The following is a 25,706-nucleotide window of genomic DNA, read 5'->3' on the forward strand; positions in this document are numbered from 1 at the left end:
GGCACGAGCCAGCTCGGCACGTAGGCGGCTCGACGAGCCAGCCGGTCAGGTGCGGGGCAGATCCAGCCGCAGACCGAGCAGGGCCACGCCCTCCAGCGGCGACCAGTCCTTCTCCGGCATGCGGACGAACCCGAGGCGCTCGTAGAGCCGGTGGGCCGAAACGGCCATCCCCGCGCGGACACAGATCACGACCGCCGCGCAGCCCAACTCGGCCGCCCGGCGGACGCACGCCTGGGCCAGCGCCGCGCCGACCCCCCGCCCCTGCACGGCCGGATCGACAGCCAGCATGCGGAACTCCGCCTCACCCGGGCCGCACAACTCGGCGAACGGGGTGCCCGGCAGCACGAAGGTGACCGAGCCGAGAACCGCGCCGGTCGCCTCGTCGACCGCGACCAGCACCTCGCCGCTGGCGGCCCGGGTCGACACGTCGGCCAGCACCGCCCCGTACCCGTGCTCGCCCTTGAGCTGCCCATCCGCCTCGTACGCGGCCACGGTCAGCCGGGCAACCGCCGGGAAGTCGGCCGCGTCGGCGAGCCGGACCAGCAGGCCGCTCAACCGATCACCGCGATCAGGTCGCCGTCCTGCACGACGTCGCCCTCGTGCACGGCGAGCTGCTGGACCACGCCGTCGGCCTCAGCAACGACCGGAATCTCCATCTTCATCGACTCGAGGATCACCAGGGTGTCGCCCTCGGACACGGTGTCGCCGGCCGACGCGACGACCTTCCAGACGTTCGCCACCATCTCGGCGCGGATCTCCTCGGCCATGTCCACGGCCCTCCCTTTTTCGCGATGTGCCTGCCGACGTATCCAATCACGCGAGGGTGGGACGTGGGTGCGGAGCGGTGCGGCCCACCGCCGGGCAGCCCCGGGGGAAGGCGTCGGGTGTCGAGCGCACTACCATCAGCGGGTCGGACCCGACGCCGGGCGGCCGGTGGGTGCACCGGCGCGAGGCCGCGCGCAGCACGGATCCGACCCATCACGAGGAGGTCAGCATGGCGAAGAAGTCCCGCAAGAAGAAGGCCCGTAAGAAGAACGCCGCGAACCACGGCAAGCGTCCCAACTCCTGAACGCGCCGACGGGCCGACGGCCCGTCACCGGTCAGTCCGACCCGGCGAAGGCCGGGTACGCCGGTGGCCCGGGTCGAGATCGACCCGGGCCACCGGTGTTTCACCGTCTCGGTACGCCGACGCTCAGTCGGCCAGCTCACGGGAATCGCTGGTCTCGAAGACCACCAGCTCGGTGAGCTTGACCCGCAGCCGCTCACGCAGCTGATCGGGCGCCGTCTCGTTGCCGCAGCAACGCGCGACAAGTGCCCGCACCTCCTGCTCGAGCCCGTACTCGCGCAGACACGGCCCGCACTCGTCGAGGTGGTGCCGGATCAGCGAGCGCCGCTCGTCGGCGCACTCGAGATCCAGGTAGAGGTAGACCTCCGCGAGCACCTCGCGGCAGTCCGTCTCGTGCGGCTCTCCACAGCTCACGTCACACCTCCCGGCCGGCAGCGGCAGCGGTCGAGCCCTTCGATGAGCGAGCCGCACTGAAGCCCCGCTCCCCGGCGTACTGCTCGAGCAGCTTGCGCAGATTACGACGGCCACGGTGCAGACGCGACATCACGGTGCCGATCGGCGTGCCCATGATGTCGGCGACCTCCTTGTAGGAGAAGCCCTCCACGTCGGTCAGGTAGACGGCCAGGCGGAACTCCTCCGGCAACTGCTGGAGGGCCTCCTTCACGTCGCTGTCCGGCAGCCGGTCCAGAGCCTCGGTCTCGGCCGACCGCAGACCACTGGAGGTGTGCGACTCGGCCTCGGCGAGCTGCCAGTCGGTGATCTCCTCCGTGGGCGCCTGGATCGGCTGGCGCTGCCGCTTGCGGTAGGAGTTGATGTAGGTGTTGGTCAGGATCCGGTAGAGCCAGGCCTTCAGGTTCGTGCCCTGCTCGAACTGGTGGAAGGCCGCGTACGCCTTCAGGTAGGTCTCCTGGACCAGGTCCTCGGCATCCGCCGGGTTGCGCGTCATGCGCAGCCCAGCAGCGTAGAGCTGATCGACGAATGGCATCGCGTCCCGCTCGAACCGGGCCCTGCGCTCGTCCGTCTTCTCGGTGGTCAACCGCACATCCCCTCGCGTCGGATGCTTTCCCGCCGAGGATACGCGCACGGACCTGCCCACAGATTCACTTCCGGCCGGTGTGCCCGTGCTCACCGCACCCACCCCGCCCGGTCCCGCTGTCACGGGCCAGTCCGGACCATCCAACAGCCGCTGCAGCTGCCGGGCGTCCCGCTCGTCCCGTTCCAGGCTTCGTGTCTCGGTCGGCACCGGTCACCCCCCTCGCAGATAAGTCGTCCGGGGTTAGTAACGCGGATTGACCCGTGAGGCATTCCGCCCGGCTCTCCCGTTCCTGGTCCCGGCCCCGGTGGCGCCGGCGCTGGGACCAGGAAGGGCCTGGGAGGACTGGTGTCGCCCGTCCGGATCGAGCCGGCGGCACCATCGGATGCAACGACCCGCGCCGGGCAGCGGAAACGGTCAGGCGGTCGCCCAGCGGTGCAGGCGCAGCCAGTCCCGCACCACGTCCGCGGTGCCGGCCGGGTCCCGCCGTAGGTCGTGCGTCTCACCCGGCCGGGTCACGACCTGCACGGCCGGCCCCGACGCCGGCACCCCGAACGGGTCCCGGTCGCCGTTGACCACAAGCGTCGGCAGGCCGGTCGCCAGCTCGGCGGCCCGGGAGCGTTCCGGTCGGCCGGGCGGGTGCAGCGGAAAGGCCAGCGCGACGACGCCTGCCGCGCCCACCGCGCGGGCCGTCCGGCAGGCCACCCGCGCGCCGCTGGAACGACCCCCGACAAGCACCGTCGGCACCTCGTCGTGGCGAGCGCGCAGCGCGGTGAGCACCGCCGTCCATGCCTCGTCGAGGTGCCCGGCGGGTGCCGGCGCGCGCCGGCCGGCGACCCGGTAGGGCTGGGTCACCCGAATCACCGTCAGGCCGGCCGCGACCGCAGCGTCCCGCACCGCGAGCAGGTCGGGCGCGTCCACGCTGCCGCCCGCCCCGTGCCCGAGCACGAGCAGGGCGGACGGCGACCGGGCCGGCAGGTCGGTGTCGATCCGCGCCGGGCCGCGTGGGGTGTCGATCTCTTCGCTGGGCAGCACCGACCCATTCTGCGCCGGCCCCGCCGGTCACCGGGATGGGTTCACCCCGGCGGTCAGCTCAGCGGCACCAGGGTGAGCAGGCGGTCGCGTACCGGAGGGCCGGCGTCGTCGGCCGCGTCCGGATCGGGCTCGACCTCGCCGCGCCAGGCGACGAGCATCGCCCGCCTCTCGCGGGGCGTGGTCGCGCCCCACACGCCGTGGCAGTCGCCCACCTCCAGCGCCCATGCCAAGCAGGACCCCTGCACGTCACAACTGCGGCACAGCGCGACGGCGGAGTCCGCCGGTTCGTTAGGTGCCGGAAAGAACGTCTCCGGATCGACGCTCTGGCACGTTCCTCTGGTGCGCCACGCGTCGTCCTGTCGGCGTTCTCGCAAGGCCCGCAGCAGCCGCGGATCTCTCCGTGCCGCAGCCACCTCGTGCGGGCGGGGCATACGCGCCCGTGTCATTCCACCCACCTCCCCCGTGGGACCGGCAAGATCGGTGGATGTCGTCCGCCCCGTGCGAATCGACAGCCACTACCGGCGCTGTGTTGTATCGCACTTCCGGACACCGGGACAAGGGTCTACCGAGAACATGGCTGAACGGCCAGGCGACGAATCGATCAGAACCCCGTCAAATCGGAGCTCGACGATGCCTGTCATTTTCAGAACAGGGTCAGCTCCGGTGGCGCCGACAACGGCGGGACGGAGACCCGTGCGGTTAACTCCGGGCCGTCGTTGCGGACGTCGCCCACCGCCGGCCCGACCGGGCGGATCTCCAACCCGGCCAGCCGATCGGGCGACGCGGGCGCGAGCAGGCGTTCGGGCTCGTCGCACGGCCCCAGCCAGGACGACCACCGATCGGGCGGCAGCAGCACCGGCATCCGGTCGTGCACCTCGGCCAACTCGCCGAGCGCCGCGGTGGTCAGCACGCTGAAGGTGAGCCGACTCTCGGCGTCGGACTCCCACACCGACCAGATGCCGGCCAGGGCGAGCACCGAGCCGTCGGCCGGGGTCATGAAGTACGCCTGCCGGGCGCCCTCGGGCTGGCGGACCCACTCGTACCAGCCATCGGCCGGAACGAGGCAGCGGCGGCGGGCGAACGCGCCGGCGTACGCCCGGCTGGTGGCCACCGTCTCGGCACGGGCGTTGATCATGCGAGCCGCACCGGCGGCGGACCGGGACCAGTGCGGCAGGAACCCCCAACGGGCGACGCAGAGGCTGCGGTGCCCCTCCGGGCTGAGCCGGACCAGCGGCGCGCGATCGGTGGGCGCGAGGTTGTGATCCGGCCGGATCGCGCCGTCGGTGTCGTCGGACGACTCGAACAGCGCGCTCAACTCGCCGGAGCCACGGGTCGTGGCGTACCTGCCGCACATACCCTCACGCTAACCCGTCGGGGGTCCGGCCTGCTGTCCCGCCAACCGGGAGTACGACGGCCGGGGGGCGTCACCCATCGGCCGACACGGCAGAATGTAACCGTGGGGAATCTGACCGCGACCCGGCCACCGCAGCCGTGGAGCGCACCGACCGCGTCCGACCCGGTGGCGGCGACACTGCGCCTGCCCGGCTCCAAGTCGATGACAGCCCGCGCCCTGGTGCTCAGCGCCGTGGCCGCCGGGCCGTCGACGCTTGCCGAGCCGCTGCGGGCCCGCGACACCGAACTGATGGCCGCCGGTCTGCGGGCGATGGGCACGCACGTCTCGATCAGCGACGACGAGCGGTGGCTGGTCCGGCCGCACCCGCTGGTCGGCCCGGCGCACGTGGACGTGGGGCTGGCCGGCACCGTGATGCGGTTCCTGCCGCCGGTGGCGGGGCTGACCGACGGGCAGGTCACCTTCGACGGCGACCCGTACGCCCGCACCCGCCCGCTCGGTCCACTGGTCGGCGCGCTGCGCTCGCTGGGCGTCCGGATCGACGTCACAGGCACGGGCAGCCTGCCGCTGACCGTGCTCGGCACCGGTGGAGTCGCCGGCGGTGAGGTGGTGATCGACGCGTCCGTGTCCAGCCAGTTCGTCTCCGCGTTGTTGCTGGCCGCCCCGCGCTTCGACCGGGGCGTCGTAGTCCGCCACGTCGGCCCGCCGGTGCCCTCCGCACCGCACCTGCGGATGACCGTGCGGATGCTGCGCGCCGCCGGCGCCGCCGTCGACGACACCACGCCCGACGTGTGGACCGTCGAGCCCGGCCCGCTCACCGGGCGCGGCTGGGAGATCGAGCCGGACCTCTCCGGCGCGGTGCCGTTCTTCGCCGCCGCCCTGGTCACCGGCGGCGAGGTCACCCTCGCGGGGTGGCCACACAGCAGCGCCCAGCCGCTCGAGCAGCTCCGCTCGCTGCTGCACCGGATGGGCGGCGAGGTCGCCCTCACCACCGCCGGGCTGACCGTCCGGGGCACCGGCGTGGTGCACGGCCTGACCGCCGACCTGTCCGACGTCAGCGAGCTGACCCCCGTGCTGACCGCGCTGGCCATGCTGGCCGACTCGCCGTCGGTCTTCACAGGCGTCGCGCACATCCGCGGCCACGAGACCGACCGACTGGCCGCGCTGGCACGGGAGTTCGCCGCCCTCGGGGCCGACATCACCGAGAGGCCGGACGGGTTGGAGATCCGGCCCCGGCCGCTGCGCGGCGGGATGTTCGGCACCTACCACGATCACCGGATGGCGCACGCCGCAGCGGTGGTCGGGCTCGCCGTTCCGGGCATCGAGGTGGACGACGTCGGGTGTACCTCCAAGACCATGCCCGAGTTCCCGGCACTATGGTCAGCGATGGTGACCGGCAAGTGAGCGTCCGGACGCTCACTGAGAGCTGACGCGAGAAGAGGACAGGTCCTGGCGACCAAACGGCGGGAGTACGACGAGGACGACGTACGGGTCCGGCCCGGGAAGTCCTCGCGTCCGCGTACGCGCACCCGACCCCAGCACAGCGACGCGGTGGACGGCTTCGTCATAGCCGTCGACCGGGGGCGCTACCAGTGCGTGCTGGCCGGCGCCGAACGCGGCGTGGTGGGGGCCGAGCTGCCCACCGTGACCGCGATGCGGGCCCGTGAGCTGGGCCGCAAGTCGGTGGTCGTGGGTGACCGCGTCAGCCTCGTCGGCGACACCTCCGGCGCCGAGGGGGCGCTCGCCCGCATCGTCCGGATCGCCGAGCGCCGCTCGGTGCTGCGCCGCACCGCCGACGACGACGAGACCACCGCCGAGGGTCGGCTGGAACGGGTGGTGGTGGCGAACGCCGACCAGTTGGTGATCGTCAGCGCGTTGGCCGACCCACCGCCGCGCACCGGGTTCATCGACCGCTGCCTGGTGGCCGCGTACGACGCCGATGTCGAGCCGCTGCTCTGCCTCACGAAGGCCGACCTGGCCGGGCCGGAGGAGGTGCTGGGTTACTACACCGAGCTGGAGCTGCCGTACGTGCTCAACCGCCCCGACTCCGACCTGGGTGCCCTGCGCGCGCTGCTGAGCGGCAAGGTGTCGGTCATGGTCGGGCACTCCGGGGTGGGCAAGTCGACGCTCGTCAACCGCCTCGTCCCGGACGCGCTGCGCGCCGTCGGGGTGGTCAGCGCGATAGGTCGCGGCCGGCACACGTCGACAAGCGCGGTGGCGCTGCGACTACCGCCGGTGCCCGGGGTCGACACCGATCCGGGCTGGATCATCGACACCCCCGGCATCCGCAGCTTCGGGTTGGCGCACGTCTCCGCCGACAGCCTGCTGCACGGCTTCCCCGACCTGGTGGAGGGCACCGTCGACTGCCCGCCCAACTGCCCACACACGGCCGACGAGGCCGACTGTGGGCTGGACGCCTGGGTGGCCGCCGGCAAGGCCGACCCGCGCCGGCTGGCGTCGTACCGCCGGTTGCTCGCCTCGCGGGCCGGCGACGGTGACGCGCGCGGCGACAGCGACCAGCGCGGGCCGGGCGAGGGTGACCGGCGCGGGCCCGACGAGTGACCCGTCGGGCGTCGGCTAGGTTGCCGGCATGACCGGGTACGCCGACGACCTCGCCCTCGCCCACCTGCTCGCCGATCGGGCCGACGCCATCGCCATGGACCGGTTCCGGGCGCTCGACCTGCGGGTGGAGACGAAGCCGGACCTGACGCCGGTCTCCGACGCGGACACCGCCGTGGAGCGGGAGATCCGCGCGCTGCTCGCCGAGCACCGGCCCGCCGACGGGCTGCTCGGCGAGGAGTACGGCGCGCAGCCGTCCGTCGACAGGAACGGCAGGCGGTGGATCGTCGATCCGATCGACGGCACCAAGAACTTCGTCCGTGGCGTGCCGGTATGGGCCAGCCTGATCGCGCTGTACGACGGCGACCGGCCCGCTGTGGGCGTCGTGTCGGCGCCGGCGCTGGGCCGACGCTGGTGGGCGAGCGCGGGCGCGGGCGCGTACGCCGGGCCGGGTCCCGCCGCGGGCGACCGGATCGGAGTCTCGGCGGTGCGCCGGGTCGCCGACGCGAGCGTCTGCTACTCGTCGCTGACCGGCTGGGAGGACGCCGGGCGGCTCGACGCGCTGCTCGACCTGCTGCGCGCCGGCTGGCGCAGCCGGGCGTACGGCGACTTCTACGGCTACATGCTGCTGGCCGAGGGTGCCCTGGACGTGATGGCCGAGCCGGAGTTGTCGCTGTGGGACGTGGCGGCGCTGGTACCGATCGTCACGGAGGCGGGTGGCACGATCACGGATCTGGATGGCCGACCGTCCCCGACCGGCGAGCCGGGCACCGAGAGCAGCGTGGTGGCCACCAACGGTGTGCTGCACGCCGACATCCTCGCCCGGCTGAATCGGCCAGCCGAGCGCTGACCCCCGGCAACCTCTATCCTCGCCAAGTGGTCTCCTCCGGCTGGTGCTTCCTCGCGGCGATGATCGTCGCGTACGGCTTCGCCAACCTGCTCCAGTCGGTGGCCGCGGCTCGCACCACAGTGCACCACTCGTTCGATCCGGGTCTGTTGCTGCGACTGGCCGGGCACCGGTCGTACCTGGTGGGGTTGAGCTGCCAGATCGGCGGTTTCGTGCTCGCCTTCCTGGCCCGGCGGGACCTGCCCCTGTTCCTGGTGCAGGCGAGCGTTGCGGCCGGGCTCGGGGTGACAGCCATCATCGGGGTGCTGGTGCTGAAGTGGCGGTTGCCGATGGCGGAGGTGGCCCTGTTGGCGCTGCTCTTCGCCGGGATCACCGCGCTGGTGCTGGCCGCGCGGCCGGCACCGTCGAAGCAGCTCGGCACCGCCGGCTCGGTGGCCCTGCTGGTGGCGCTCGGGGTGATCGCGGTGCTCGGCGTCTTCGCCGTCCGACTGCACGGAGCGCCCGGGTCGGTGGCCCTGGGCTCGCTGGCCGGGCTGGCGTTCTCCTCGGCCGCGGTCGCGGCCCGGCCGCTGGCGTCCGCGCCGTCGGCCGAGGCGTTCCTCGCCAACCCGCTGTTCTACCTGCTGATCGCCCACTCGATCGTCGGCCAACTGCTGCTCGGCCTGGCCATGCAGCGCGGCTCGACGACCGCCGCGGTCGCCGCCATGGACGCCGCCGGCGCGGTGCCGGCGGCCATCGTCGGCCTGCTGCTGCTCAACGACAAGATCTGGCCGGGTCGGGAGTGGCTGGCCGCCGCCGGTTTCCTGGTCACCCTGGCCGCCGTGATCGGCCTGACCCGCTACGCCCAGCCGCAGCAGCACCGCTCGGTGACCCACCGCCGCGACCGGGCCATGGTCGGCGCCGGCCGGCCCGTCTGAGCGGCATGTTCGACGCCGGCCGGCCCGTCCAGGCCAGCGTGGTCGGCGCCGGCCGGCCCGTCCGACCGTAGAGCCCACGCCGCCCGGTAGAGGGCGCGGCGTGGGCTTTCTCGGTTCAGGCTTCGACGGGCTTGCGGCGACTCACCACCCGCTCGTAGAGGCGTTCCAGCGCCCCGGCGGTCCGTTCCCAGGTGTAGCTGCTGCGGACCCGGTCCACGGCGGCGTGCCCGTAGGCGAACCGGCCGGCGTTGTCGGCGAGCAGCCGGCGCAGGGACACCCCGAGCGTCCGCACGTCCCCGGGGGGCACCAGGCGGCCGGTGACCTCGTCGACCACGGCGTCCGCCAGGCCACCCATCGCATAGCCGACCACGGGCACGCCGCAGGCCATCGCCTCCAGTGAGACCCGACCTGCCGACGAGTAGTGCGGGGTGCAGGCCACGACGTCGGCGGACCGGTACCAGGTGGCCATCTGGTCGTGCGGAACCGCCCCGACCAGGCGCACCTGGTCGGCTACCCCGGCCCGCTCGGCCAGCTCGCGGAGGCGACGCGCCTCCGCGTGGTTGGCCAGGTCACCGGCCGGTGGGCCGCCGGCGATCACCAGCTCGGCGTCGCCGACCAGTCGCATCGCCCGGATCAGGTCGTCCTGGCCGTGCCCCGGGGACAGGCCGCCGACGGAGAGGATGCGGGCGCGCTGCTCGCGCGGTGCCGCCTCGCCGTCCGGGTGGAACTGCGCGATGTCCACCCCGGCCGGCACCATCGCCACCGAGGTGCGTTGCAGACCCATCCGGGTCAGCTCGTCCACCTCGTCGTTGCACTGGGCGACGGCGATGTCCACCGCCCTGGTCAGCGCCCGCTCCAGCGGGATCCGCTCGCCCGGGCCGTCGTACTCGCCGCCCAGGTGGCGCAACTGCTCCACCCCGAGCGAGTGGAAGGTCTGCACGACCGGGATGTCCGTCTCCCGGACGGCGTGCGCGGCGGCCAAGCCGCCGATCCAGTAGTGCCCGTGCACCACCTCGGGACGCCAGGCGCCGCTCCACTCGTCGGTCAGCCACCGCCCGAACTCCGTGACGTGCGGGATCAGCCCGGCGGTGGGCAGGGCGGTCGCCGGGCCGACGGGCACCCGGTGCACCTGGTAGCCGTCGACCTCCGCTGTCGCCGGCAGCCCCGGATCGTCCCGGCGCTCGTAGATGCGGACGTCGTGGCCTCTGCCGGCCAGCTCGGCGGCAACCCGCTCGATGTGTTGTTGGGTGCCGACCGGCGGGCCGTCGGCGTGCCGGTACGAACTGGTGTGCGCGCAGACGAGGCCGACGCGCATGGGTCACCTCCCTGCGATCTTTTCCTCGGCGGTCCCGGTCAGAGCGTCCCATTAACCTGTGGACCCGGAGCCGAAACCTGGCAGATCGGGAACAGTCACCGCAGGTGCCACCGACACTTGCGCCACGGCAATCACAGTGGCCCCGCTCCCGCCGCGCGTTGGGCACATCGTCGATGATCCGCCGGCGGCCGGTGGTATGACCGGGCCCGACCTGGGGTACCGCACAGGAATGCCGCTGACCCGCACCCTCGACGATTCGACCGTGGTGATTACCGGCGCGTCCAGCGGGATCGGCACGGCCACCGCGTACGCGCTGGCCCGCCGGGGCGCCGCCGTGGTGCTCGCCGCCCGCAGCGAGCCCGCGCTGCGACAGGTCGCGCAGCGCTGCCGGGAACTGGGCGGCCGCGCGTTGGCCGTCCCGACCGACGTGACCGACCTGGAGTCGGTGCAGCGGCTGGCCGACCGCGCGGTGGGCGAATTCGGCCGCATCGACGCCTGGGTCAACAACGCCGCGGTGAGCGCTGTGGGTCTGTTCGACGAGATCCCGGTCGCCGAGTTCCGGCGCGTGCTGGAGGTCAACCTGCTGGGCACTGTGCACGGCATCAAGGCCGCGCTGCCGTACCTCGGCGCGGCCGGCGGCGGCGTGCTTGTCAACAACGCGTCGGTGCTGGCCGAGGTGGCGATGCCGTACCAGTCGGCGTACAACGCCGCCAAGCACGGCATCCGCGGGCTGTCCGACACCGTCCGACAGGAGCTGCGGGTCACCGGCCGGGGGCAGATCTCCGTCTGCACCGTACTGCCGGCCACCATCGACACCCCCTTCTTCCGGCACGCGGCCAACCACAGCGGTCGGGAGCTGGTGCCACCCCCGCCGGTCTACCCGCCGGAGGTGGTCGCCGAGACGATCGTGCGGTTGCTGCGCCGGCCGCGCCGCGAGGCGTACGCCGGTGGCGCCGCCCGGTTGGTCGGCCTGCAGTGGCGGCTGGCGCCGGCTCTGGTGGAGCGCACCCTCGGCTGGTACGTCCACCGCACCCAGTTCGGCCCGGGTGCGCGGATGGACAGCACCGGCAACGTCTTCCACGCCGATGGGCAGGCCGACCGCAGCGGAGGCTGGCACGGTCGGCGGCGTCAGCTGGTGCGGATGACCGCCGCGTTCGGTCTCGCCGCGGCCGGCACCGCCGTGGGCACGATGGCCATGAACCGCCGATCCCGATCGGATCGCTGATGACAGGCATCGACCGACCGGACGCGCCGTTCGTCGGCGTGCCACACCTGAAGGCGACCACCCCGGTGGCGGAGCGCTGTCGGGTGGAGGTCGACGAGTCGTCTCCGGTCGTCCGGTTGAGCGGCGTGCTCGATGCCGTCGAGGCGGGCCGGATCCACGACGTGTTGCTCGCACGGCTCAGCGACCGACCCGGCCCGGTGGTCGCCGACGTGACCGCGCTGCTGGTCACCGATCCGGCCGGGCGAAGCGTCTTCGCCGAGGTCCGTCGGGAGGTCGCCGACTGGCCCGCCGCGGACCTGCTGCTCTGCGACCCGGCGATCTCCGGGTCCGGTCGCCGTGACGCCGTCCTGGCGGGTGTGCCGGCCTGGCCCACCCTGGACGCCGCGCTGGCAGCGGTCGCCGCGGCCCCACTGGCGGCGGTGCTGACCGCCGAGCTGCCGCCGACCGCGGAGTCCGCCCGACAGGCCCGCGAGCTGGTCGCCACCGCTTGTGCGCGCTGGGGCATGCCGGCCCTGACCGAACCGGCCCAGATCGTGGTCACCGAGATGGTCAACAACGTGGTCGTACATGCCCGGACGCCGATGAACGTCCGGTTGGCGCCGCAGGACGACGCCCTGCACCTGGCGGTTCGCGACCACTCGTCGCGCCGGCCCACGTTCGCCGGCCTGTCCCCGCCGAGCCGTGTGGGTGGCCGGGGCCTGCTGCTGATCGACACCGTGGCCCGTCGGTGGGGCACCAGCATCGTGCCGGACGGCAAGGTCGTCTGGTGCGTACTGCACCCGGACGACGAGGCAGCGCACGGCTGACGGGCCTCCCGCACCCCGTGTCCGGTTCGGCGCGGCATGACCGGGCGGTGCTCCGGTTACGGCGGGAGGGCAGCGGGTAGTGATCAGACATGCGCGACAACGAGTACCCGACCCCCGTGTCCGACACCGAGGCGGAGGGGCTGCCCGACACCGCCGATGACGACTCGACCGCCAACGACGACGTGCTCACCGGGCGCGAGGCGGACGGCCCGGAGCCAGCCCAGCTGCCCGGCGACCGGACGCCGGTGGCGGTGGACCGCTTCGGGACGACCGCCGAGGAGCAACTCGACGGGGAGTCGTTGGACTACAAGCTCGACCGGGAGGTCTATGAGCGTCCGGCGGACGATCCGCTGGCCGGGACGATCGACCCGAAGATCGCCTTCGAGGCGGACAATCTGGAGGCCGCGGCGGAGGCCCAGCTGGACGCCGACGTGATGGACCCGGGGCCCACCTCGGACCCCAACTCGCCGGTCTCCCTCTACGACCACGGTCAGCTCGGCACGCCCGCCGACCACACCGTGGGTCGGCTGGTGGAACCGGACGAGGGGGCGCACACCGACCAGGAGACCGACTCCGTGGCGTACGACGCCGGCTCGGCGGGCGGTGGGGCGACCGCTGAGGAGCTGGCCATCCACGAGACCGAGCCGCCGCGCTCGGTCTGAGCAGGTCAGTCGTCCAGGCCACGCTCGATCGCGTACCGGGTCAACTCGACACGGTTGTGCAGGTGCAGCTTGCCCAGCGTGTTCTGCACGTGGTTCTGCACGGTGCGGTGGGACAGGCCGAGCCGCTGCGCGATCTGCTTGTACGACATCCCCTTGGCCACCAGGCGCAGCACCTCCGTCTCCCGGTCGGTGAGGCGGGGCATTCCCGGCTCCGCGTCCCCGGTCGTGCCCTGCCCCGGCCCGGCGGCCAGCCGCCGGTACTCCCCCAGCACCAACCCCGCCAGGCCGGGCGTGAAGACTGGGTCACCGGCGGCGGTGCGGCGGACCGCGTCGAGGAACGCGGCGGGCGCCGTCGACTTCACCAGGTAGCCGGTGGCGCCCGCCTTGACCGCGTCGAGCACGCTCTGCTCCTCGCCGCTGGCGCTGAGCATCAGCACCCGGACGTCGGGCAGCGCGGCACGCAGCCCGACGACCACCTCGACGCCGGAGATGTCCGGTAGTTGCAGGTCGAGGACGACCACGTCGGGTCGGACGGCGGCGGCGACCCGGATCGCCTGCCGCCCCTCGCCGCTTGTCGCCACCACGAGGAAGCCGGCCTCGGCCAGGTCGCGGGCCACACCCTCGCGCCACATCGGATGGTCGTCGACGACCATCACCCGCACGGCCGTCACCGCGGCGTCCTCGGCACGGTCAGCTCGATCTCGGTGCCGGCGTCGGGGATCGACAGGATCCGGACGGTGCCCCCGAGGTCGGTCACCCGCCCGCGGATCGACCGGGCCACGCCGAGCCGCCCCTGCGCGGCGGCCTCGACCAGCCTGCCGTCCGGGATGCCCGGCCCCTCGTCACGGATCGACACGGTCACGGTCTCCCCCTCATCCTCGATCAACACCCAGGCCCGCCCGCCGGCGTGGCGGCCCACGTTGTCCAGGGCCGCCCCGGCGGCGGCCGCCAACTCGCCGGCCACCTGCCGGGGCAGAGTGACCGGGGTGGCGGGGGCCGAGAGCGACACCGCCGCCGACGCGTACCTGCCGAGCAGGCTGCGCAGGTCCACCGCGTCCGTACCGGCGGCAGCGGCCGGTGCGGTGCCCGCGATCAGGGCCCGCAGGGCGGCCTCCTGCTCACCGGCGAGCCGGGCCAGTTCGCCGGCCTCGCCGGGCAGGTGCGCGCCGCGCCGCTGCACCAGCGCCAGCACCTGGAGCACCGAGTCGTGGATGTCGCGTGCCAGTCGTTCCCGCTCCCGGGTGGCCGCCTCCAGCTCCACCGCGTGTTGCAGGCGTTCCTCGGCGGCCACGGCGAGCCGGGCCACGTGCCCGACCACCACCCCGGCGAGTAGCAGCAGGATCACCCCGGTGAACGAGGACTGGCCGATCCGCTCCCGGGTGGCCAGGTCCGCGCCTGCCACCAGCAGCGCGGCCACCGTGCCCCGCCGCCGGCCGCCGGAGACGGCCCAGGCCAGCACCGGGCCGGCCATCCAGGCGACCCCCAGGGTGGGTACGCCGTGCCCGAGCGCCTCCCGTCCGACCACCCAGGGGGTGGACAGCACGATGGCGACCACCACCCCGAGGTCGGCCAGCAGCAGCGGCCAGCGGCGCCGGGCGGGCCGGGCGTACCCGACGGCGGTCGCCCCGGTCCAGAGGATCATCGTCAGGATCAGGGCGGCGACGGCGAACGGGTGGTCGTACCGGTCGGCGTCGCGCACGGCGAGCGCGCAGACGTACACGAGGGAGGCCACCCGGAACACCGTGAGGGCCCGCCAGAGCGGCACCTCGAAACCACCCGGTGGCGACGGCATGGCGGTCAGGATGCCACAGCCGGGCCGGCGGCGCGGTGCCACGGAGTGCGCCTCGGGGAACCCTGACGTACGGTGGAAAAGCCGCGAAATACTCCGAGATCCGCCGTCGGGACGGGCCATGACGAATGCAGATCCGCACGCACCGCGTACGGTTGTGCCCATCGAAACCTCCCTCCTGATCGCCGAGGCCTTCGAGCAGGCCCAGGTGACCGAGATTCGACACTCGGTCACCTCCTGCGCGCACGCCTCCGGCCTCGACGGCCAACGGCTGGACGACTTCGTGCTGGCGGTCAACGAGCTGATCACCAACGCGGTGCGGCACGGCGGCGGGCGCGGGTGGCTGCGGCTCTGGCGGGAGCCGGGCGCGCTGTTCTGCGAGGTGGCGGACCACGGGCAGGGCATCACCCCGCAGCGGCTGGGCGACCGGACCCGTCCCGCCCCGGACACCGCCGGCGGCTGGGGTCTCTGGCTGGCCCGGGAGCTGACCGACGACATGGAGATCGCCACCAGCGCCGCCGGCACCACCGTCCGAATCGCCGCCACTCTCGCCGTCACCGACCGCACCCAGCGCTGAGACCAGGCCCGGCACGCGGGCCGGCCAGTTCTTATGGAGCAGGCCCTAGCCGAAGAGGGCCGAGACCGACTCCCCGTTGTGGATCCGGCGCATGGCCTCGGCCAGGGCGGGCGCCACCGACAGGACCTCGAGTTTCCCGACCCGCTTCTCGGCCGGAATCGGGACCGTGTTGGTGCAGACGATCTCCAACACGCCGTCCTGGTCGCTGAGCCGCCGCAGCGCGTCTCCGGAGAACAGACCGTGCGTGCAGGCCAGCCGGATCGAGCGCACCTTCAGGCCGCGCAGGTGCTCCATCAGCTCGACCACAGTGCTGCCCTTGGCGATCTCGTCGTCCAGCACTATGACGTCCCGGTCGGTGACCTCGCCGATCACCGCACTGATCTTGACCAGGTCGTCGCTGAACCGCTGCTTCGCACCTGCCGCCACCGGCGTGCCGAGCAGCCGGGCGAAGGCGGCAGCCTCCTTGGCGTTGCCCAGGTCCGGCGAGACCACCACCGTGTCGCTGAGGTCGTAGCGCCGAAAGTGGGTGGCCAACTCGCGCAGCGCGTGCAGATGATCCACGGGGACGCTGAAGAAGCCGTGCACCTGCGGCGAGTGCAGGGTCATCGCGAGCACCCGGTCCGCCCCCGCCGAGGTGAGCAGGTCAGCGACGAGCCGCGCGCCGATCGAGATACGCGGCGCGTCCTTCTTGTCCGAGCGGGCGTACGCGTAGTGCGGCAGCACCACGGTGATCCGACCGGCGGACGCGCCCCGGGCCGCGTCGATCATCAGCAACAGCTCGACGAGGTTCTCCTGGACCGGCGGCACCAGCGGCTGGATCAGGAAGACGTCCCGCTCCCGGCAGTTGGCCTGCAACTGCACTTCCAGACAGTCGTTGGCGAACCGGGAGACCCGCACCGGATGCAGCGGCACCCCCAGGTGGGCGCAGATCTCGGCAGCCAGGTCGGGATGGGCGGTTCCACTGAAAACGGCGATGTCGCGCACGTTCGCACATCGTAGGCGACGCGGAGGCCAACGTGACGTCGGTCGCTCCGCGCCGCCGGTTTGGGTACGGTGCTGCCGTGACCCCCGAGTACGTCGCCGCCATCGACCAGGGCACCACCTCCTCGCGGTGCATCGTCTTCGACTCCGCCGGGGACATCGTCGCCGCGGCCCAGCGCGAACACCGGCAGATCTTTCCCCGGCCGGGCTGGGTGGAGCACGACGCCGAGGAGATCTGGGACAACGTCCAGCAGGTGATCACCGAGGCGCTGCGGGCCGCCGGTACCGACGCGGCCGGACTGGCCGCCGTCGGCATCACCAACCAGCGGGAGACCACAGTCGTCTGGGACCGGGCCACCGGCCGCCCGGTGGCCAACGCCATCGTCTGGCAGGACACCCGCACCGGGCCGCTGCTGCGCGAGCTGGCCTCGGCGTACGGCGAGGAGCGCCTCCGTGCCCGCACGGGCCTGCCGCTGGCCACCTACTTCGCCGGCCCGAAGGTGCGCTGGCTGCTCGACGAGGTCGACGGTCTGCGCGAGCGCGCCGAACGTGGCGAGGTGCTCTTCGGCACGATGGACAGCTGGCTGATCTGGAAGCTGACCGGCGAGCACGTCACCGACGTGACGAACGCCAGCCGGACCATGCTGATGGACCTCACCACCCTCGACTGGGATCCGGAGCTGCTGGACGCGCTGGGCGTGCCGGCGGCGATGCTGCCGGAGATCCGCTGCTCCGCCGAGGTGTACGGCACGGCCTCCGGCGTGCTCGCGGGAGTGCCGGTGGCCAGCGCGCTCGGCGATCAGCAGGCCGCCCTGTTCGGGCAGACGTGCTTCCAGCCGGGCGAGGCGAAGTGCACCTACGGCACGGGCAGCTTCCTGCTGCTCAACACCGGCGCCAGCCCGGTGCCGTCGGCGCACGGCCTGCTCACCACAGTCGCGTACCAGATCAAGGGCCAACCACCGGCGTACGCCCTGGAGGGCGCCATCGCCGTCACCGGCTCACTGGTGCAGTGGCTGCGCGACAACCTCGGGCTGATCTCCACGGCCCCTGAGGTGGAGGAGCTGGCCCGCACCGTGGAGGACAACGGCGGCTGTTACGTCGTGCCGGCGTTCTCCGGGCTCTTCGCCCCGCACTGGCGCAGCGACGCGCGGGGCGTGATCGCCGGCCTGACCGGCTACATCACCAAGGGGCACCTGGCCCGGGCGGTGCTGGAGGCGTCGGCGTGGCAGACCCGCGAGGTGGTCGACGCGATGAACGCCGACTCCGACGTGGCGCTGCGCCGACTCCGGGTGGACGGCGGGATGACCGCCAACAGCCTGCTCATGCAGTTCCTCGCCGATGTGCTCGATGTGCCGGTGGTCCGTTCCCGGATCACCGAGACCACCTGCCTCGGCGCCGCGTACGCCGCCGGCCTGGCGGTGGGCTTCTGGCCGGACCTCGCCACCCTGCGCGCCCAGTGGCGCTCGGACGCGCAGTGGGAACCGGCCATGGCCTCCGAGCTGCGCGAGCGGGAGCTGCACAACTGGCGTAAGGCCGTGCAGCGCACGCTGGACTGGGTGGACTGAGCACGCGTCGGTGATCGATCTCCGGCACGACCCGAGAGGATGACGAGATGCCGTACCTGGTTCTGACGATCATGGCGAGCCTCGGTGTGGCAGGCATGGCGTACGCGGTCGGCCGCTTCGTGCGGGACCTCGGCCTGCTGCGCCGGGGTGTCCGGGTGCCGGGCGAGGTGGTGGAGCTGCGACCGGTCACCCTGGGCCAGGGCCCACGCACCTACTACCCGGTCGTGCGCTACCAGACAGTCGACGGTTCCGTCGTGACCGCGACGCCGGGACGTTTCCGGCAGACCCCCCTGTCGGCGGCGCCCGGGCCGGTCACCGTGGTGTACGAACCCGCCAACCCGACCCGGATCCTCGTCGAGGCAGCCGATACGGGCTCGACCTCCTCAGTGGTCGTTACCTTCGTCTCGCTGCTCGCCGCCAGCGTGGTCGTGCTGGTCGTCGGCATCGTGGTCTTCCTGAGCCTGAGCTGATCCGCCCTCCACAGTGGTTGGCCGCGGTGGGTACCGTCGGCCGCTCAGACAGACGACAGCGGGAGGGCACGATGAGCGGGCCGATCGGGACCACACCAACTCCGGACGCGATGGCGCAGCTGGCGGCGCGGATGCGGGAGCAGTTGGGCCGCGGCGAGGAGCTGCGCGGTCGCCTGGCCGGCCTGACCGGCCAGGCGGAGAGCGAGAACGGGTTGGTCCGGGTCACCTGCACCGCCGAGGACCCCGCCCAGGAGCTGCACATCGATCCGCGCGCGCTGCGCATGCCCGCGGCCGAGCTGTCGGAACTGGTCGCCGGTCTCCTCCGGGCGGCGCGGGCCGACCTTCAGCGAGCGACCACCGAGGTGATGCGTGAGCTGGGCGGGCCGGCCGGTCCCTCCGCGCTGCTGCACGACCCGGCAGCGGCGCAGGCCAAGCTGGCGCAGCTCAACGACATGGTGAGCGGGCCGATCCGGGAGAGCACGGAGATGCTGGAACGGCTGCGGCGCCAACTGGGGGTCTGACAGGCGCCGGCTCGGAGCGGGAGGTCAGCGGCCGCGCCGCACCCGCTGCACGCCCGCCCGCAGGAAGACGACGGCGAGCGCCACCGTCACCGCCAGCAGGACTCCGCCCACCATCAGCGGGGCGATGAGCCAGGCCATCAGGCTGATGGTGGCCCGGTCGCCGTTGGCCCAGCCGTCGACCCGGTCCCCGGCGTGCGGGGCACCGCCGCCCACCGGGCCGGTGACCACCCGCCCGTCGGACATGCTCCAGGTGCCCCGGCACCGCTGGGTCGCCTTCGCACCACCGAGGTCGCAGGACTCGACCTGGATGCTGACCCGCTCGGCGCCGATCAGATTGCGCCCGAGGCCGATGGGCAGCACCAGGAGGACCAGGAGCATGAGGATCGGCACCAGAATCCGCTGCCAGCGCGGTCGGCGGGCCATCCGGGTCACGTAGTTGTCGGGGGGCGTCGACGATCCGGCTGGCATGGGTCGCAGGCTACCAGCGACGGGCACTCACACCCATCCATGATCCTGTTAGGCTGTCCGCGCTCCGGCACCATGAACATCGATCACGCACACGGGGAGAGTCGATGATCGAGGTTGACCCGCCGGCGATCCGCGCGCTGGGCGAGACGATCGAACGTCAGGTCGGGCCGCCCCTGGACGCCTGCGCCGAGCTGTTGACGTCCGCCCGCGCCATCGAACACAGCAACTTCACCTCGGTGGTGCCACAACTCGCGGTCGCCTACGTCGGCGCGATCGAGTTCGTCGAGGAACAACTGCGCACCAAACGCGAGCACCTCGCCGAGGTCCGGTCCCGGTTGGGCCGTACGGCGGACAACTGGGAAGCCGCCGAGACCGCCAGCACCATCGTTCCCCGCTGACGACGCCGGAGACCGACATGGCAGACCCTACCTACCCCGCGGCCGCCGCGAAGATCGCGATGGCGGAGATCAGCCTGGCCGCCTCGGTCATCCCCGCCGCCTGGCCGATCGCCCAGATCGTCTACTTCAACCAGTGCGACCCCGAGACGATCATGCGCAAGGGCGGCGACTGGCTGGCCATGTACGACCAGCTCGGCACCGCCCACGGCAACCTCGACGACGCGATCGCGACCCTGACCGCGGCCCAGTGGAGCGGCCAGGACCGCGACGCGTTCGGGGCGCACATCAACGCGTACGGCACCCAGGTCGTCGGCACCCAGGTGCTGACGGTGACCGTGGGCGTCACCATGCTCTGCGTCGGCGGGGTCCTGCTCTGTCTCGTCGTGGCGTACGCGGTGGTGTCCACCATCCTGGCGGTGTTCGCCGGCTTCATCGCGGCGGCCTCGGCGACCGTCGTCGGCGCACCGGCCGCGGCGTCCGCGCTGGCGACTGCGAACTCTTTCGCCGCGTCGGCGCTCACTTTCCTGAAGGGCATCGAGACGATGGCCGAGGCCGTCGCCACCGGCGGAGCGGCGGCCATCGCCGGCGCGGCGGCGTTCGACGTTGGCGCCCACCTGGGCAGCGGCGACGTCGGGGTGCTGAAGGACCTGGTCCAGGCCACCGTCGACGGGCTCGACAACGTGGCCGCCGGGTTCCTGTCCAAGTGGGAGCGCGACTTCGTGGGGTACGGCATCCACAGTGGCGCACGGCATGCGGTCGGCTCGCCGACCGGACCGGGCTACCTGGTCTACGGCGGTGGGACCCAGCTCGCCCCGGCCGGGACGGACGGCGACGGGGACACCGTCTGGGGCACGTCGGGCGTGGTCGACAACCTGTGGGCGCGGCTGTTCGGAGGCGACGCCTGGAACCACTGAGGGGCCTCGGGCGTCGCCTCGCTCACTCCCAGCGGTTGCCGGTGAGCTTCTCGTAGACCTCGACGTAGCGGGCGCGGGTCGCCTCGACCACCTCGGCGGGCACGTCCGGTGCCGGAGGCAGCTTGTTCCAGCCGCTGCCGGTGGCCCAGTCCCGCACGTACTGCTTGTCGTAGGAGAACTGCACCCGGCCCGGCTGGTACGAGTCGGCCGGCCAGAACCGTGACGAGTCGGAGGTGAGCAGCTCGTCGGCGAGGACCAGGGTGCCGTCCGGCGCCCACCCCAGTTCGATCTTGGTATCGGCGATCAGGATGCCCCGGTCGGCGGCCAGCTCCGCCCCGCGCCGGTAGACGTCGATGGTGATCTGCCGCAGCCGCTCGGCGGTCTCCGCGCCCACCTTGTCCACCACCTCGGCGTACGTGATCGGCTCGTCGTGCTCGCCCATCGGCGCCTTGGTCGACGGCGTGAAGATCGGCTCGGGCAGGATCGACGCCTCGCCCAGCCCGCGGGGCAGCGGCACGCCGGAGACGGCGCCGGTGCGCTCGTACTCCCGCAGGCCGCCGCCGGTGAGGTAACCCCGGGCGACGCACTCGACCGGGATGATGTCCAGCCGCTGACAGCGGATCGCCCGCCCGGCGAACTCGGCCGGCACGTCGGTGGCCGAGATGACGTGGTTCGGTACCAGGTCGGCGAGCTGCTCGAACCACCACAGGGAGAGCGCGGTGAGCAGGCGACCCTTGTCCGGGATCGGCGTCGGCAGCGCCACGTCGTAGATCGAGATGCGGTCCGAGGCGACCAGGATCAGGTCGTCGCCGTCGGCGTAGATGTCCCGAACCTTGCCCGAGTGCAGAAGTTCCACGCGCCCTAGTACATCACGCGATATCGGAAGGACCGATTCGACCACCGGGGTCGGGGCTGACCGGATGGACGTTGACACCCTCCTGCGCCGCCTGCGTGAATGGTCCGACCCTTCCGTACGTGCCAGGAGCCCCCGTGCCCGTTGCCCGTCCCCCGATCGCCCGCTTCGGCGCCGACCCGGGCCGACGCCGAGTGCTTACCGCGCTGCTCGGCGCTCCCCTGCTGGCCACCGGTGGGCTGGCCGGATGCAGCGACGGCGCCGATACCTCGACGCAGGACGGGCCGGTCGAGCTGTCCGTCTTCTGGTGGGGCACGACGAAGCGGGCCGAGTTGACGGAGAAGGCCCTTCGGCTGTATTCGGAGCGCAACCCACGGGTCAGCTTCCGGGTCACCTGGCAGGGCGCCGACGGCTACTACGAGCGGTTGGCCACCCAGGCGGCCGGCGGCAACATTCCGGACCTGATCCAGCTCGACGACTCCATGCTTACCGAATACTCCCAACGCCAGATCATCCTCGACCTCACCGAACGGACCGCCGACCACCGATTGGACCTGCGCGGCCTGCCGGACGGGCTGATCCGCTACGGCACGGTGGACGGGCGGACGATGGCCGTGGCGGCCGGGCAGACCCTCGCGGCCGTGGTATTCAACCGGGACCTGCTGCGCGAGCTGCGGGTGCCCGAACCGCGCGGCGGGATGTCCTGGGTGGACTACATCGCCTGGGCGCAGCAGGTCACCGAGGCCAGCGACGGCCAGGTGGCCGGCACGGTGGACGCGTCCGGCGACTACCGCGCCCTCTGGCTCTGGCTCCGGTCCCAGGGCAGCGACTTCTACCGGGGGCGACAGCTCGGCTTCGGCGCCGAGGAGCTGATCGCCTGGTTCGAGCTGTGGCAGCGCGCCCGCACCGGGCGGGCCACCCCGGGCGCGGCCCTCGTCGAGCAGGCCGACAGCGGGGAGCCGACCCGACAGTTGGTGGTCACCGGGCTGACCGCCGCGTCCTTCGCCTGGTCCCACCAACTGCCTGAGCTGCAACGACTCACCAAATCCGAGCTGGGTGTGGTGGGCCTTCCCGGCCCCCCGGGCGCCCAGTGGCCACGGGCCTCGATGTTCTGGGCCGGGTTCCGGGGGACTCGCCACCCGGACACGGTGGTCGACGTGATCAACTTTCTGACCACGAACGGCGAGGCGGGCACCCTCCTCGGCCACGAGCGGGGCCTCAACGCCAGTCTCGCCGTACGCCGCTACACCGAGGGCAGCATCACCGACCCGGCTCAGCAGCGCGCCGCCGAGTTCGGTGCCAGCATCGCCGGCCAACTGGGGCCGGCTCCCGCGCCACCGCCGAAGGGCCATGCCAGGGTGCGGTCTCTGCTGGTCGCCGCCGCGGAGAGTCTCCGCGCCAAGCGGGCCGGCACGCGGGCGGCCACCGCACGGTTCCTCGCCCAGGCCAACGCCGCCCTGGCCGCCTGACCCGCCACCGCCAGCCACGCCTGCTGCCCGCTACCACCCGCCACACCTGCCGGCCGCCCCGGCCGCCGCCCGCCCCCGGGCCATGGCTGCCGCCCGCCCCGGGCCGCCGCCGACCGGTGGTCGTCGGCGGCCGGCCGGTTGGGCGGCGGTCAGCGCGGAGGGCCGCCGCGCCGGTTGCGCGTCAGACGCAGCACCAGGAACACGATGATCGCCACCACCACGAGGCAGCAGAGCAGACCGAGGAAACCGAAGCCGCCGCCGCCACGGGAGCGCCGCCGGGCGGCCTCCACCACCACCTCGCCGGCGCCCGTGGACGCCCACGCCGCGACCGGCACGAAGACCGCCAGGACAACCGCACCGAGGACCGCGCTGAGCCGGCCCCACCACTTCCCGAATGAAGACATGCGCCCATCCTCGCCGAAGGACGCAACCTCGGCACGTCGGTCCACGCCGAATTCACGCCGACACAACTGGTGCAGTTCGAGGGCTGGCCGGAGCTGTTCGCCGGTGAGCTGGCACCGGAGAAGTTGCCGTACCGGCTGGTCGTCGAGACCGAGACCAAGCCCGAGTACAGCCCGTACTCCTCCACCACACGCACCGACTGGAGTTTCCTCTCCGGCGCGGTGCCAGACGTGCAGGCCATTCCGCTGGTCCAGTTGGACTACGAGACGGACGTGGACCTGGCGGGCCGCGCGCCGCGTCGGAGCGACCTCGCCATCACGCCGGTCGTGGTGGGCAGTGCCGCCGCCCGGGACGGGGTCTCCTCGCTCGGTCTGGAGGTCTCGTACGACGACGGACGCACCTGGCAGCGGCAGGGCCTCAAGGAACGCAGGGGCACCTGGACGGCGTCGGTGAACGCGCCGAGCCAGGCCGAGTACGTGTCCATCCGTGTCACCGCCGCGCAGCGCAACGGCGGTGGCGTCACCCAGACCGTCATGCGGGCCTTCGGCCTCAGGTGACAGCCGTGGGGGTCGGTGCCCGTCTGGCGCCGACCCCCGCGCGCACCGGGGGTCGACACGACCGGGAACCAGAAAACCCGGCCCCATGATCTGGGACCGGGCTTCGGTGTGCACTTTCCGTGGTAGCGGGGACAGGATTTGAACCTGCGACCTCTGGGTTATGAGCCCAGCGAGCTACCGAGCTGCTCCACCCCGCGTCGACTGGTTAACCGTAGCGCATCCGCCCCGACGATGATCAGCGGGGTCCCCGTCGGGGCGGGACACGAGTCCCGGACATGGCGAAAGCCCGCCTCCGGCGAACCGGAGACGGGCTTTCAGTCGTAGCGGGGACAGGATTTGAACCTGCGACCTCTGGGTTATGAGCCCAGCGAGCTACCGAGCTGCTCCACCCCGCGTCGGCTCGTTAACCGTAGCGCACCGACCCGGGGCACCGCAAAACGACTCCGATACCGCCGTCAGCCGAGCCACTTCTCGATCGCCGCCACCGCCCGGCGGCTGTCGGCGTCGACCTGCGCACGCTCGGCCGCCGTGTACTCCCAGCCCTGCTCCCAGAGCACCGTCACCACGTCGTCGACCCGGACCGCCCGGACCAGTCGCACCTCGTACGCGCCCGGATCGCCCATGCCCTGCGGGTACGGGGCACGCAGCTCGAACAGCACCGACTCGTCGCCGTACGCCCCCGGGTCGAGCAGTCGCTGCCGCCAGGTCCTGCTGTCGTCGGGCATCCTCTGCTCCGGGCAGGCGCGGACGGCCTGCCGCAGCTCCCGCAGCGCGTCGTCGGCGCGGCCGGGTCGGTAGATCGTGATGCTGTGCCGGTAGCTGCCGTCCGGCACGCTCCCCACCCTGGTCTCCGGTCGCTTGTAGGCGATCGACCGGGCGCGGCGCTGCACCACCGCCGACTCGCTGAGATACCGGGTTCCGCACAGCGCCGGCAGGACCGGGCCCGCCGCTGTCGATTCCAGGCCCGTCCGGTTGGCGGCCGCCAGGACGAAGAAGGCGCGGTCCGGGATCGAGGTCGGTGGGTGGGCGGTCGCCGCCCCGGTGGGCCCGGCCGACCGCGTACCGCTCGGTGTGGCGCGCGACGGGGGCGGGGGCACCGTGGGCGCGGACGGCGACGGGGACGGCGGCAGGGCAGACCCGGTCGGCAGTGCGGACGCCGTCGCGCCGGCCGGTGGTGGCAGCGGCGCGGACCCGTCGGCGGAGAACGCCAGCCGCCCACCGACGGCCACCCCGCCGAGCAGCACCGCCACCGCCAGCGCACTACCGGCCACCCGGACCCAGGCTCGCCGGTCGGCGTGCCGCCGGACCAGCTCGGGGTGGGCCACCTCCACACCGTCGGCCACGACGGTGAGCGACCGGTACAGGTCGGGAAGTTCAGTTGACATCGTTCGCCTCCAGCTCGTCGATGTGGACGTCGGGCAGCAGCACGGCCAGCCGGGACCGACCGCGGGACAACCAGGACTTGACGGTGCCGAGCGGGACGTCGGCCTCCCGGGCGATCTCCTCGACCGGCATGTCGAAGAGGTAGTGCAGGGCCAGCGCCTGCCGCTGCGTCGCCGGCAGTTGACGAAGCGCGCGGACGAGCAGCACTCCGTTCTCACTCGGCGGGGGCGCGGTCGCCGGAGGCCCGCTGCGGCTCACCATCACCCGCCAGCGGTGCAGGTGCCGCCAACGGTCGTTCGCCAGCCGGGACACCACCAACCGCAGCCACGCCTCGGGCGCCGGATGCTCGGACAGTCGCCCCCACTGCCGCCAGGCCCGCGCGAACGCCTCCTGCACGAGGTCCTGCGCCTCGGTGTGGTCACCGGTCACCGCGTAGCCGTACCGCATCATCCGCCGGGCGGTGCTGCGGTAGAACTCGTCGAAGCTCTGTGCGTGCCTCACGCCTGCCCCCTTGTCCGCCCCCGTTGCAGGAAGGACGGCGGG

At 72.8% G+C, this 25,706-nt stretch carries 32 protein-coding genes and 2 tRNA genes; 16 read left to right on the forward strand and 18 right to left on the reverse strand.

What is annotated here, in order from left to right:
- Positions 1-45: 45 nt before the first annotated feature.
- Both AB0K10_RS04925 and AB0K10_RS04930 read right to left on the reverse strand, forming a co-directional pair.
- Positions 46-555 carry a GNAT family N-acetyltransferase gene (locus AB0K10_RS04925; RefSeq protein WP_363680042.1) on the reverse strand — a complete coding sequence of 170 codons (510 nt, stop codon included), beginning with the start codon at positions 553-555 and terminating at the stop codon, positions 46-48.
- The gene (locus AB0K10_RS04930; RefSeq protein ID WP_007464729.1) at positions 552-773 is read right to left on the reverse strand and encodes a biotin/lipoyl-binding carrier protein; all 222 of its coding nucleotides are present in this window, start codon (positions 771-773) and stop codon (positions 552-554) included. Before AB0K10_RS04930 ends, AB0K10_RS04925 begins: the two co-directional genes overlap by 4 nt.
- A gap of 71 nt (positions 774-844) precedes the next feature.
- Here AB0K10_RS04930 and AB0K10_RS04935 point away from each other — a divergent pair, with 71 nt between their 5' ends.
- A complete protein-coding gene (locus tag AB0K10_RS04935; protein ID WP_363680044.1) occupies positions 845-1,069 on the forward strand; it encodes a hypothetical protein in 225 nt (74 codons plus the stop codon).
- Positions 1,070-1,192: 123 nt separating this feature from the next.
- On the opposite strand, the gene rsrA is transcribed toward AB0K10_RS04935, so the two are convergent.
- From rsrA to AB0K10_RS04960, 5 genes are all read right to left on the reverse strand, one after another.
- Entirely contained in the window at positions 1,193-1,480 is a 288-nt protein-coding gene (gene rsrA / locus AB0K10_RS04940; protein WP_030490399.1) for a mycothiol system anti-sigma-R factor, read from the reverse strand.
- A 1-nt stretch (position 1,481) separates the two neighbouring features.
- Positions 1,482-2,309, reverse strand: a complete 828-nt coding sequence (locus AB0K10_RS04945) for a sigma-70 family RNA polymerase sigma factor (protein WP_363680046.1) — start codon at positions 2,307-2,309, stop codon at positions 1,482-1,484.
- A gap of 207 nt (positions 2,310-2,516) precedes the next feature.
- A complete protein-coding gene (locus AB0K10_RS04950; protein ID WP_363680048.1) occupies positions 2,517-3,134 on the reverse strand; it encodes an alpha/beta family hydrolase in 618 nt (205 codons plus the stop codon).
- A gap of 53 nt (positions 3,135-3,187) precedes the next feature.
- Positions 3,188-3,580: a WhiB family transcriptional regulator gene (locus AB0K10_RS04955; protein ID WP_358104262.1), complete on the reverse strand. Its 393-nt coding sequence runs from the start codon at positions 3,578-3,580 to the stop codon at positions 3,188-3,190.
- 197 nt (positions 3,581-3,777) lie between these two features.
- Positions 3,778-4,488, reverse strand: a complete 711-nt coding sequence (locus AB0K10_RS04960; protein WP_363680050.1) for an SOS response-associated peptidase — start codon at positions 4,486-4,488, stop codon at positions 3,778-3,780.
- Positions 4,489-4,590: 102 nt separating this feature from the next.
- On the opposite strand from AB0K10_RS04960, the gene aroA reads away from it, so the two are divergent.
- Genes aroA through AB0K10_RS04980 form a run of 4 tightly spaced genes read left to right on the forward strand, consistent with a single transcriptional unit; the run spans position 4,591 to position 8,808 of the window.
- Entirely contained in the window at positions 4,591-5,889 is a 1,299-nt protein-coding gene (gene aroA / locus AB0K10_RS04965) for a 3-phosphoshikimate 1-carboxyvinyltransferase (RefSeq protein ID WP_363680052.1), read from the forward strand.
- Positions 5,890-5,934: 45 nt separating this feature from the next.
- Positions 5,935-7,047: a ribosome small subunit-dependent GTPase A gene (rsgA, locus tag AB0K10_RS04970; RefSeq protein ID WP_363680509.1), complete on the forward strand. Its 1,113-nt coding sequence runs from the start codon at positions 5,935-5,937 to the stop codon at positions 7,045-7,047.
- A gap of 28 nt (positions 7,048-7,075) precedes the next feature.
- Complete coding sequence (gene hisN / locus AB0K10_RS04975) at positions 7,076-7,894, forward strand: histidinol-phosphatase (RefSeq protein ID WP_363680054.1); 819 nt, start codon at positions 7,076-7,078, stop codon at positions 7,892-7,894.
- A 59-nt stretch (positions 7,895-7,953) separates the two neighbouring features.
- Positions 7,954-8,808, forward strand: coding sequence for a hypothetical protein (locus AB0K10_RS04980; RefSeq protein ID WP_363680511.1), 855 nt, complete (start codon positions 7,954-7,956; stop codon positions 8,806-8,808).
- A gap of 115 nt (positions 8,809-8,923) precedes the next feature.
- Here AB0K10_RS04980 and AB0K10_RS04985 read toward each other — a convergent pair whose 3' ends face one another.
- Positions 8,924-10,123 carry a glycosyltransferase gene (locus tag AB0K10_RS04985; protein ID WP_363680056.1) on the reverse strand — a complete coding sequence of 400 codons (1,200 nt, stop codon included), beginning with the start codon at positions 10,121-10,123 and terminating at the stop codon, positions 8,924-8,926.
- A 229-nt stretch (positions 10,124-10,352) separates the two neighbouring features.
- Here AB0K10_RS04985 and AB0K10_RS04990 point away from each other — a divergent pair, with 229 nt between their 5' ends.
- The 3 genes from AB0K10_RS04990 (at position 10,353) to AB0K10_RS05000 (ending at position 12,816) form a co-directional block, all read left to right on the forward strand.
- Positions 10,353-11,348 (forward strand): SDR family oxidoreductase, encoded by a 996-nt coding sequence (locus AB0K10_RS04990; RefSeq protein WP_363680058.1) that lies wholly within the window; start codon positions 10,353-10,355, stop codon positions 11,346-11,348.
- A complete protein-coding gene (locus AB0K10_RS04995; RefSeq protein WP_363680060.1) occupies positions 11,348-12,154 on the forward strand; it encodes an ATP-binding protein in 807 nt (268 codons plus the stop codon). The genes AB0K10_RS04990 and AB0K10_RS04995 overlap by 1 nt, the downstream gene beginning before the upstream one ends.
- Positions 12,155-12,243: 89 nt before the next feature.
- Positions 12,244-12,816 carry a DUF5709 domain-containing protein gene (locus AB0K10_RS05000; RefSeq protein ID WP_266245898.1) on the forward strand — a complete coding sequence of 191 codons (573 nt, stop codon included), beginning with the start codon at positions 12,244-12,246 and terminating at the stop codon, positions 12,814-12,816.
- A 5-nt stretch (positions 12,817-12,821) separates the two neighbouring features.
- On the opposite strand, the gene AB0K10_RS05005 is transcribed toward AB0K10_RS05000, so the two are convergent.
- Both AB0K10_RS05005 and AB0K10_RS05010 read right to left on the reverse strand, forming a co-directional pair.
- Positions 12,822-13,469, reverse strand: coding sequence for a response regulator transcription factor (locus AB0K10_RS05005; protein WP_363680513.1), 648 nt, complete (start codon positions 13,467-13,469; stop codon positions 12,822-12,824).
- A 14-nt stretch (positions 13,470-13,483) separates the two neighbouring features.
- Positions 13,484-14,608, reverse strand: a complete 1,125-nt coding sequence (locus AB0K10_RS05010; protein WP_363680063.1) for a DUF5931 domain-containing protein — start codon at positions 14,606-14,608, stop codon at positions 13,484-13,486.
- A 118-nt stretch (positions 14,609-14,726) separates the two neighbouring features.
- Between AB0K10_RS05010 and AB0K10_RS05015 the strand changes: the two genes are divergently transcribed.
- Positions 14,727-15,182 carry an ATP-binding protein gene (locus AB0K10_RS05015; RefSeq protein WP_363680065.1) on the forward strand — a complete coding sequence of 152 codons (456 nt, stop codon included), beginning with the start codon at positions 14,727-14,729 and terminating at the stop codon, positions 15,180-15,182.
- Positions 15,183-15,227: 45 nt separating this feature from the next.
- On the opposite strand, the gene AB0K10_RS05020 is transcribed toward AB0K10_RS05015, so the two are convergent.
- Positions 15,228-16,166 carry a ribose-phosphate pyrophosphokinase gene (locus tag AB0K10_RS05020; protein ID WP_344358057.1) on the reverse strand — a complete coding sequence of 313 codons (939 nt, stop codon included), beginning with the start codon at positions 16,164-16,166 and terminating at the stop codon, positions 15,228-15,230.
- Between the two features lie 77 nt (positions 16,167-16,243).
- Here AB0K10_RS05020 and glpK point away from each other — a divergent pair, with 77 nt between their 5' ends.
- The 3 genes from glpK (at position 16,244) to AB0K10_RS05035 (ending at position 18,719) form a co-directional block, all read left to right on the forward strand.
- Positions 16,244-17,728 carry a glycerol kinase GlpK gene (gene glpK, locus AB0K10_RS05025; protein ID WP_363680067.1) on the forward strand — a complete coding sequence of 495 codons (1,485 nt, stop codon included), beginning with the start codon at positions 16,244-16,246 and terminating at the stop codon, positions 17,726-17,728.
- 47 nt (positions 17,729-17,775) lie between these two features.
- Entirely contained in the window at positions 17,776-18,198 is a 423-nt protein-coding gene (locus AB0K10_RS05030) for a DUF3592 domain-containing protein (protein WP_363680069.1), read from the forward strand.
- A gap of 71 nt (positions 18,199-18,269) precedes the next feature.
- Positions 18,270-18,719: a YbaB/EbfC family nucleoid-associated protein gene (locus AB0K10_RS05035; RefSeq protein WP_363680071.1), complete on the forward strand. Its 450-nt coding sequence runs from the start codon at positions 18,270-18,272 to the stop codon at positions 18,717-18,719.
- A 24-nt stretch (positions 18,720-18,743) separates the two neighbouring features.
- Here AB0K10_RS05035 and AB0K10_RS05040 read toward each other — a convergent pair whose 3' ends face one another.
- The gene (locus tag AB0K10_RS05040) at positions 18,744-19,187 is read right to left on the reverse strand and encodes a hypothetical protein (protein WP_363680073.1); all 444 of its coding nucleotides are present in this window, start codon (positions 19,185-19,187) and stop codon (positions 18,744-18,746) included.
- A 104-nt stretch (positions 19,188-19,291) separates the two neighbouring features.
- Between AB0K10_RS05040 and AB0K10_RS05045 the strand changes: the two genes are divergently transcribed.
- Both AB0K10_RS05045 and AB0K10_RS05050 read left to right on the forward strand, forming a co-directional pair.
- Positions 19,292-19,585 carry a hypothetical protein gene (locus AB0K10_RS05045; protein WP_363680075.1) on the forward strand — a complete coding sequence of 98 codons (294 nt, stop codon included), beginning with the start codon at positions 19,292-19,294 and terminating at the stop codon, positions 19,583-19,585.
- Positions 19,586-19,602: 17 nt separating this feature from the next.
- Positions 19,603-20,499, forward strand: coding sequence for a hypothetical protein (locus AB0K10_RS05050; protein ID WP_363680077.1), 897 nt, complete (start codon positions 19,603-19,605; stop codon positions 20,497-20,499).
- 22 nt (positions 20,500-20,521) lie between these two features.
- On the opposite strand, the gene AB0K10_RS05055 is transcribed toward AB0K10_RS05050, so the two are convergent.
- Positions 20,522-21,355, reverse strand: coding sequence for a phosphoribosylaminoimidazolesuccinocarboxamide synthase (locus AB0K10_RS05055; RefSeq protein WP_363680079.1), 834 nt, complete (start codon positions 21,353-21,355; stop codon positions 20,522-20,524).
- 134 nt (positions 21,356-21,489) lie between these two features.
- Between AB0K10_RS05055 and AB0K10_RS05060 the strand changes: the two genes are divergently transcribed.
- Complete coding sequence (locus AB0K10_RS05060; protein ID WP_363680081.1) at positions 21,490-22,821, forward strand: extracellular solute-binding protein; 1,332 nt, start codon at positions 21,490-21,492, stop codon at positions 22,819-22,821.
- A 149-nt stretch (positions 22,822-22,970) separates the two neighbouring features.
- Here AB0K10_RS05060 and AB0K10_RS05065 read toward each other — a convergent pair whose 3' ends face one another.
- The gene (locus AB0K10_RS05065) at positions 22,971-23,225 is read right to left on the reverse strand and encodes a hypothetical protein (protein ID WP_363680083.1); all 255 of its coding nucleotides are present in this window, start codon (positions 23,223-23,225) and stop codon (positions 22,971-22,973) included.
- 69 nt (positions 23,226-23,294) lie between these two features.
- Between AB0K10_RS05065 and AB0K10_RS05070 the strand changes: the two genes are divergently transcribed.
- Positions 23,295-23,780 (forward strand): hypothetical protein, encoded by a 486-nt coding sequence (locus AB0K10_RS05070; RefSeq protein WP_363680085.1) that lies wholly within the window; start codon positions 23,295-23,297, stop codon positions 23,778-23,780.
- A gap of 120 nt (positions 23,781-23,900) precedes the next feature.
- Here AB0K10_RS05070 and AB0K10_RS05075 read toward each other — a convergent pair.
- The 4 genes from AB0K10_RS05075 to AB0K10_RS05090 all read right to left on the reverse strand — a co-directional run bounded on the left by AB0K10_RS05075 (position 23,901) and on the right by AB0K10_RS05090 (position 25,664).
- Positions 23,901-23,977 (reverse strand) — tRNA-Met (locus AB0K10_RS05075).
- A 124-nt stretch (positions 23,978-24,101) separates the two neighbouring features.
- A tRNA-Met gene (locus AB0K10_RS05080) sits at positions 24,102-24,175 on the reverse strand.
- A gap of 60 nt (positions 24,176-24,235) precedes the next feature.
- Positions 24,236-25,165 (reverse strand): hypothetical protein, encoded by a 930-nt coding sequence (locus AB0K10_RS05085; protein WP_363680087.1) that lies wholly within the window; start codon positions 25,163-25,165, stop codon positions 24,236-24,238.
- Entirely contained in the window at positions 25,155-25,664 is a 510-nt protein-coding gene (locus AB0K10_RS05090; protein ID WP_363680089.1) for a SigE family RNA polymerase sigma factor, read from the reverse strand. The genes AB0K10_RS05085 and AB0K10_RS05090 overlap by 11 nt, the downstream gene beginning before the upstream one ends.
- Between the last annotated feature and the right edge of the window lie 42 nt (positions 25,665-25,706).

The sequence above is a fragment of the Micromonospora sp. NPDC049274 genome, from assembly GCF_040678875.1.
GTDB lineage: Bacteria > Actinomycetota > Actinomycetes > Mycobacteriales > Micromonosporaceae > Micromonospora.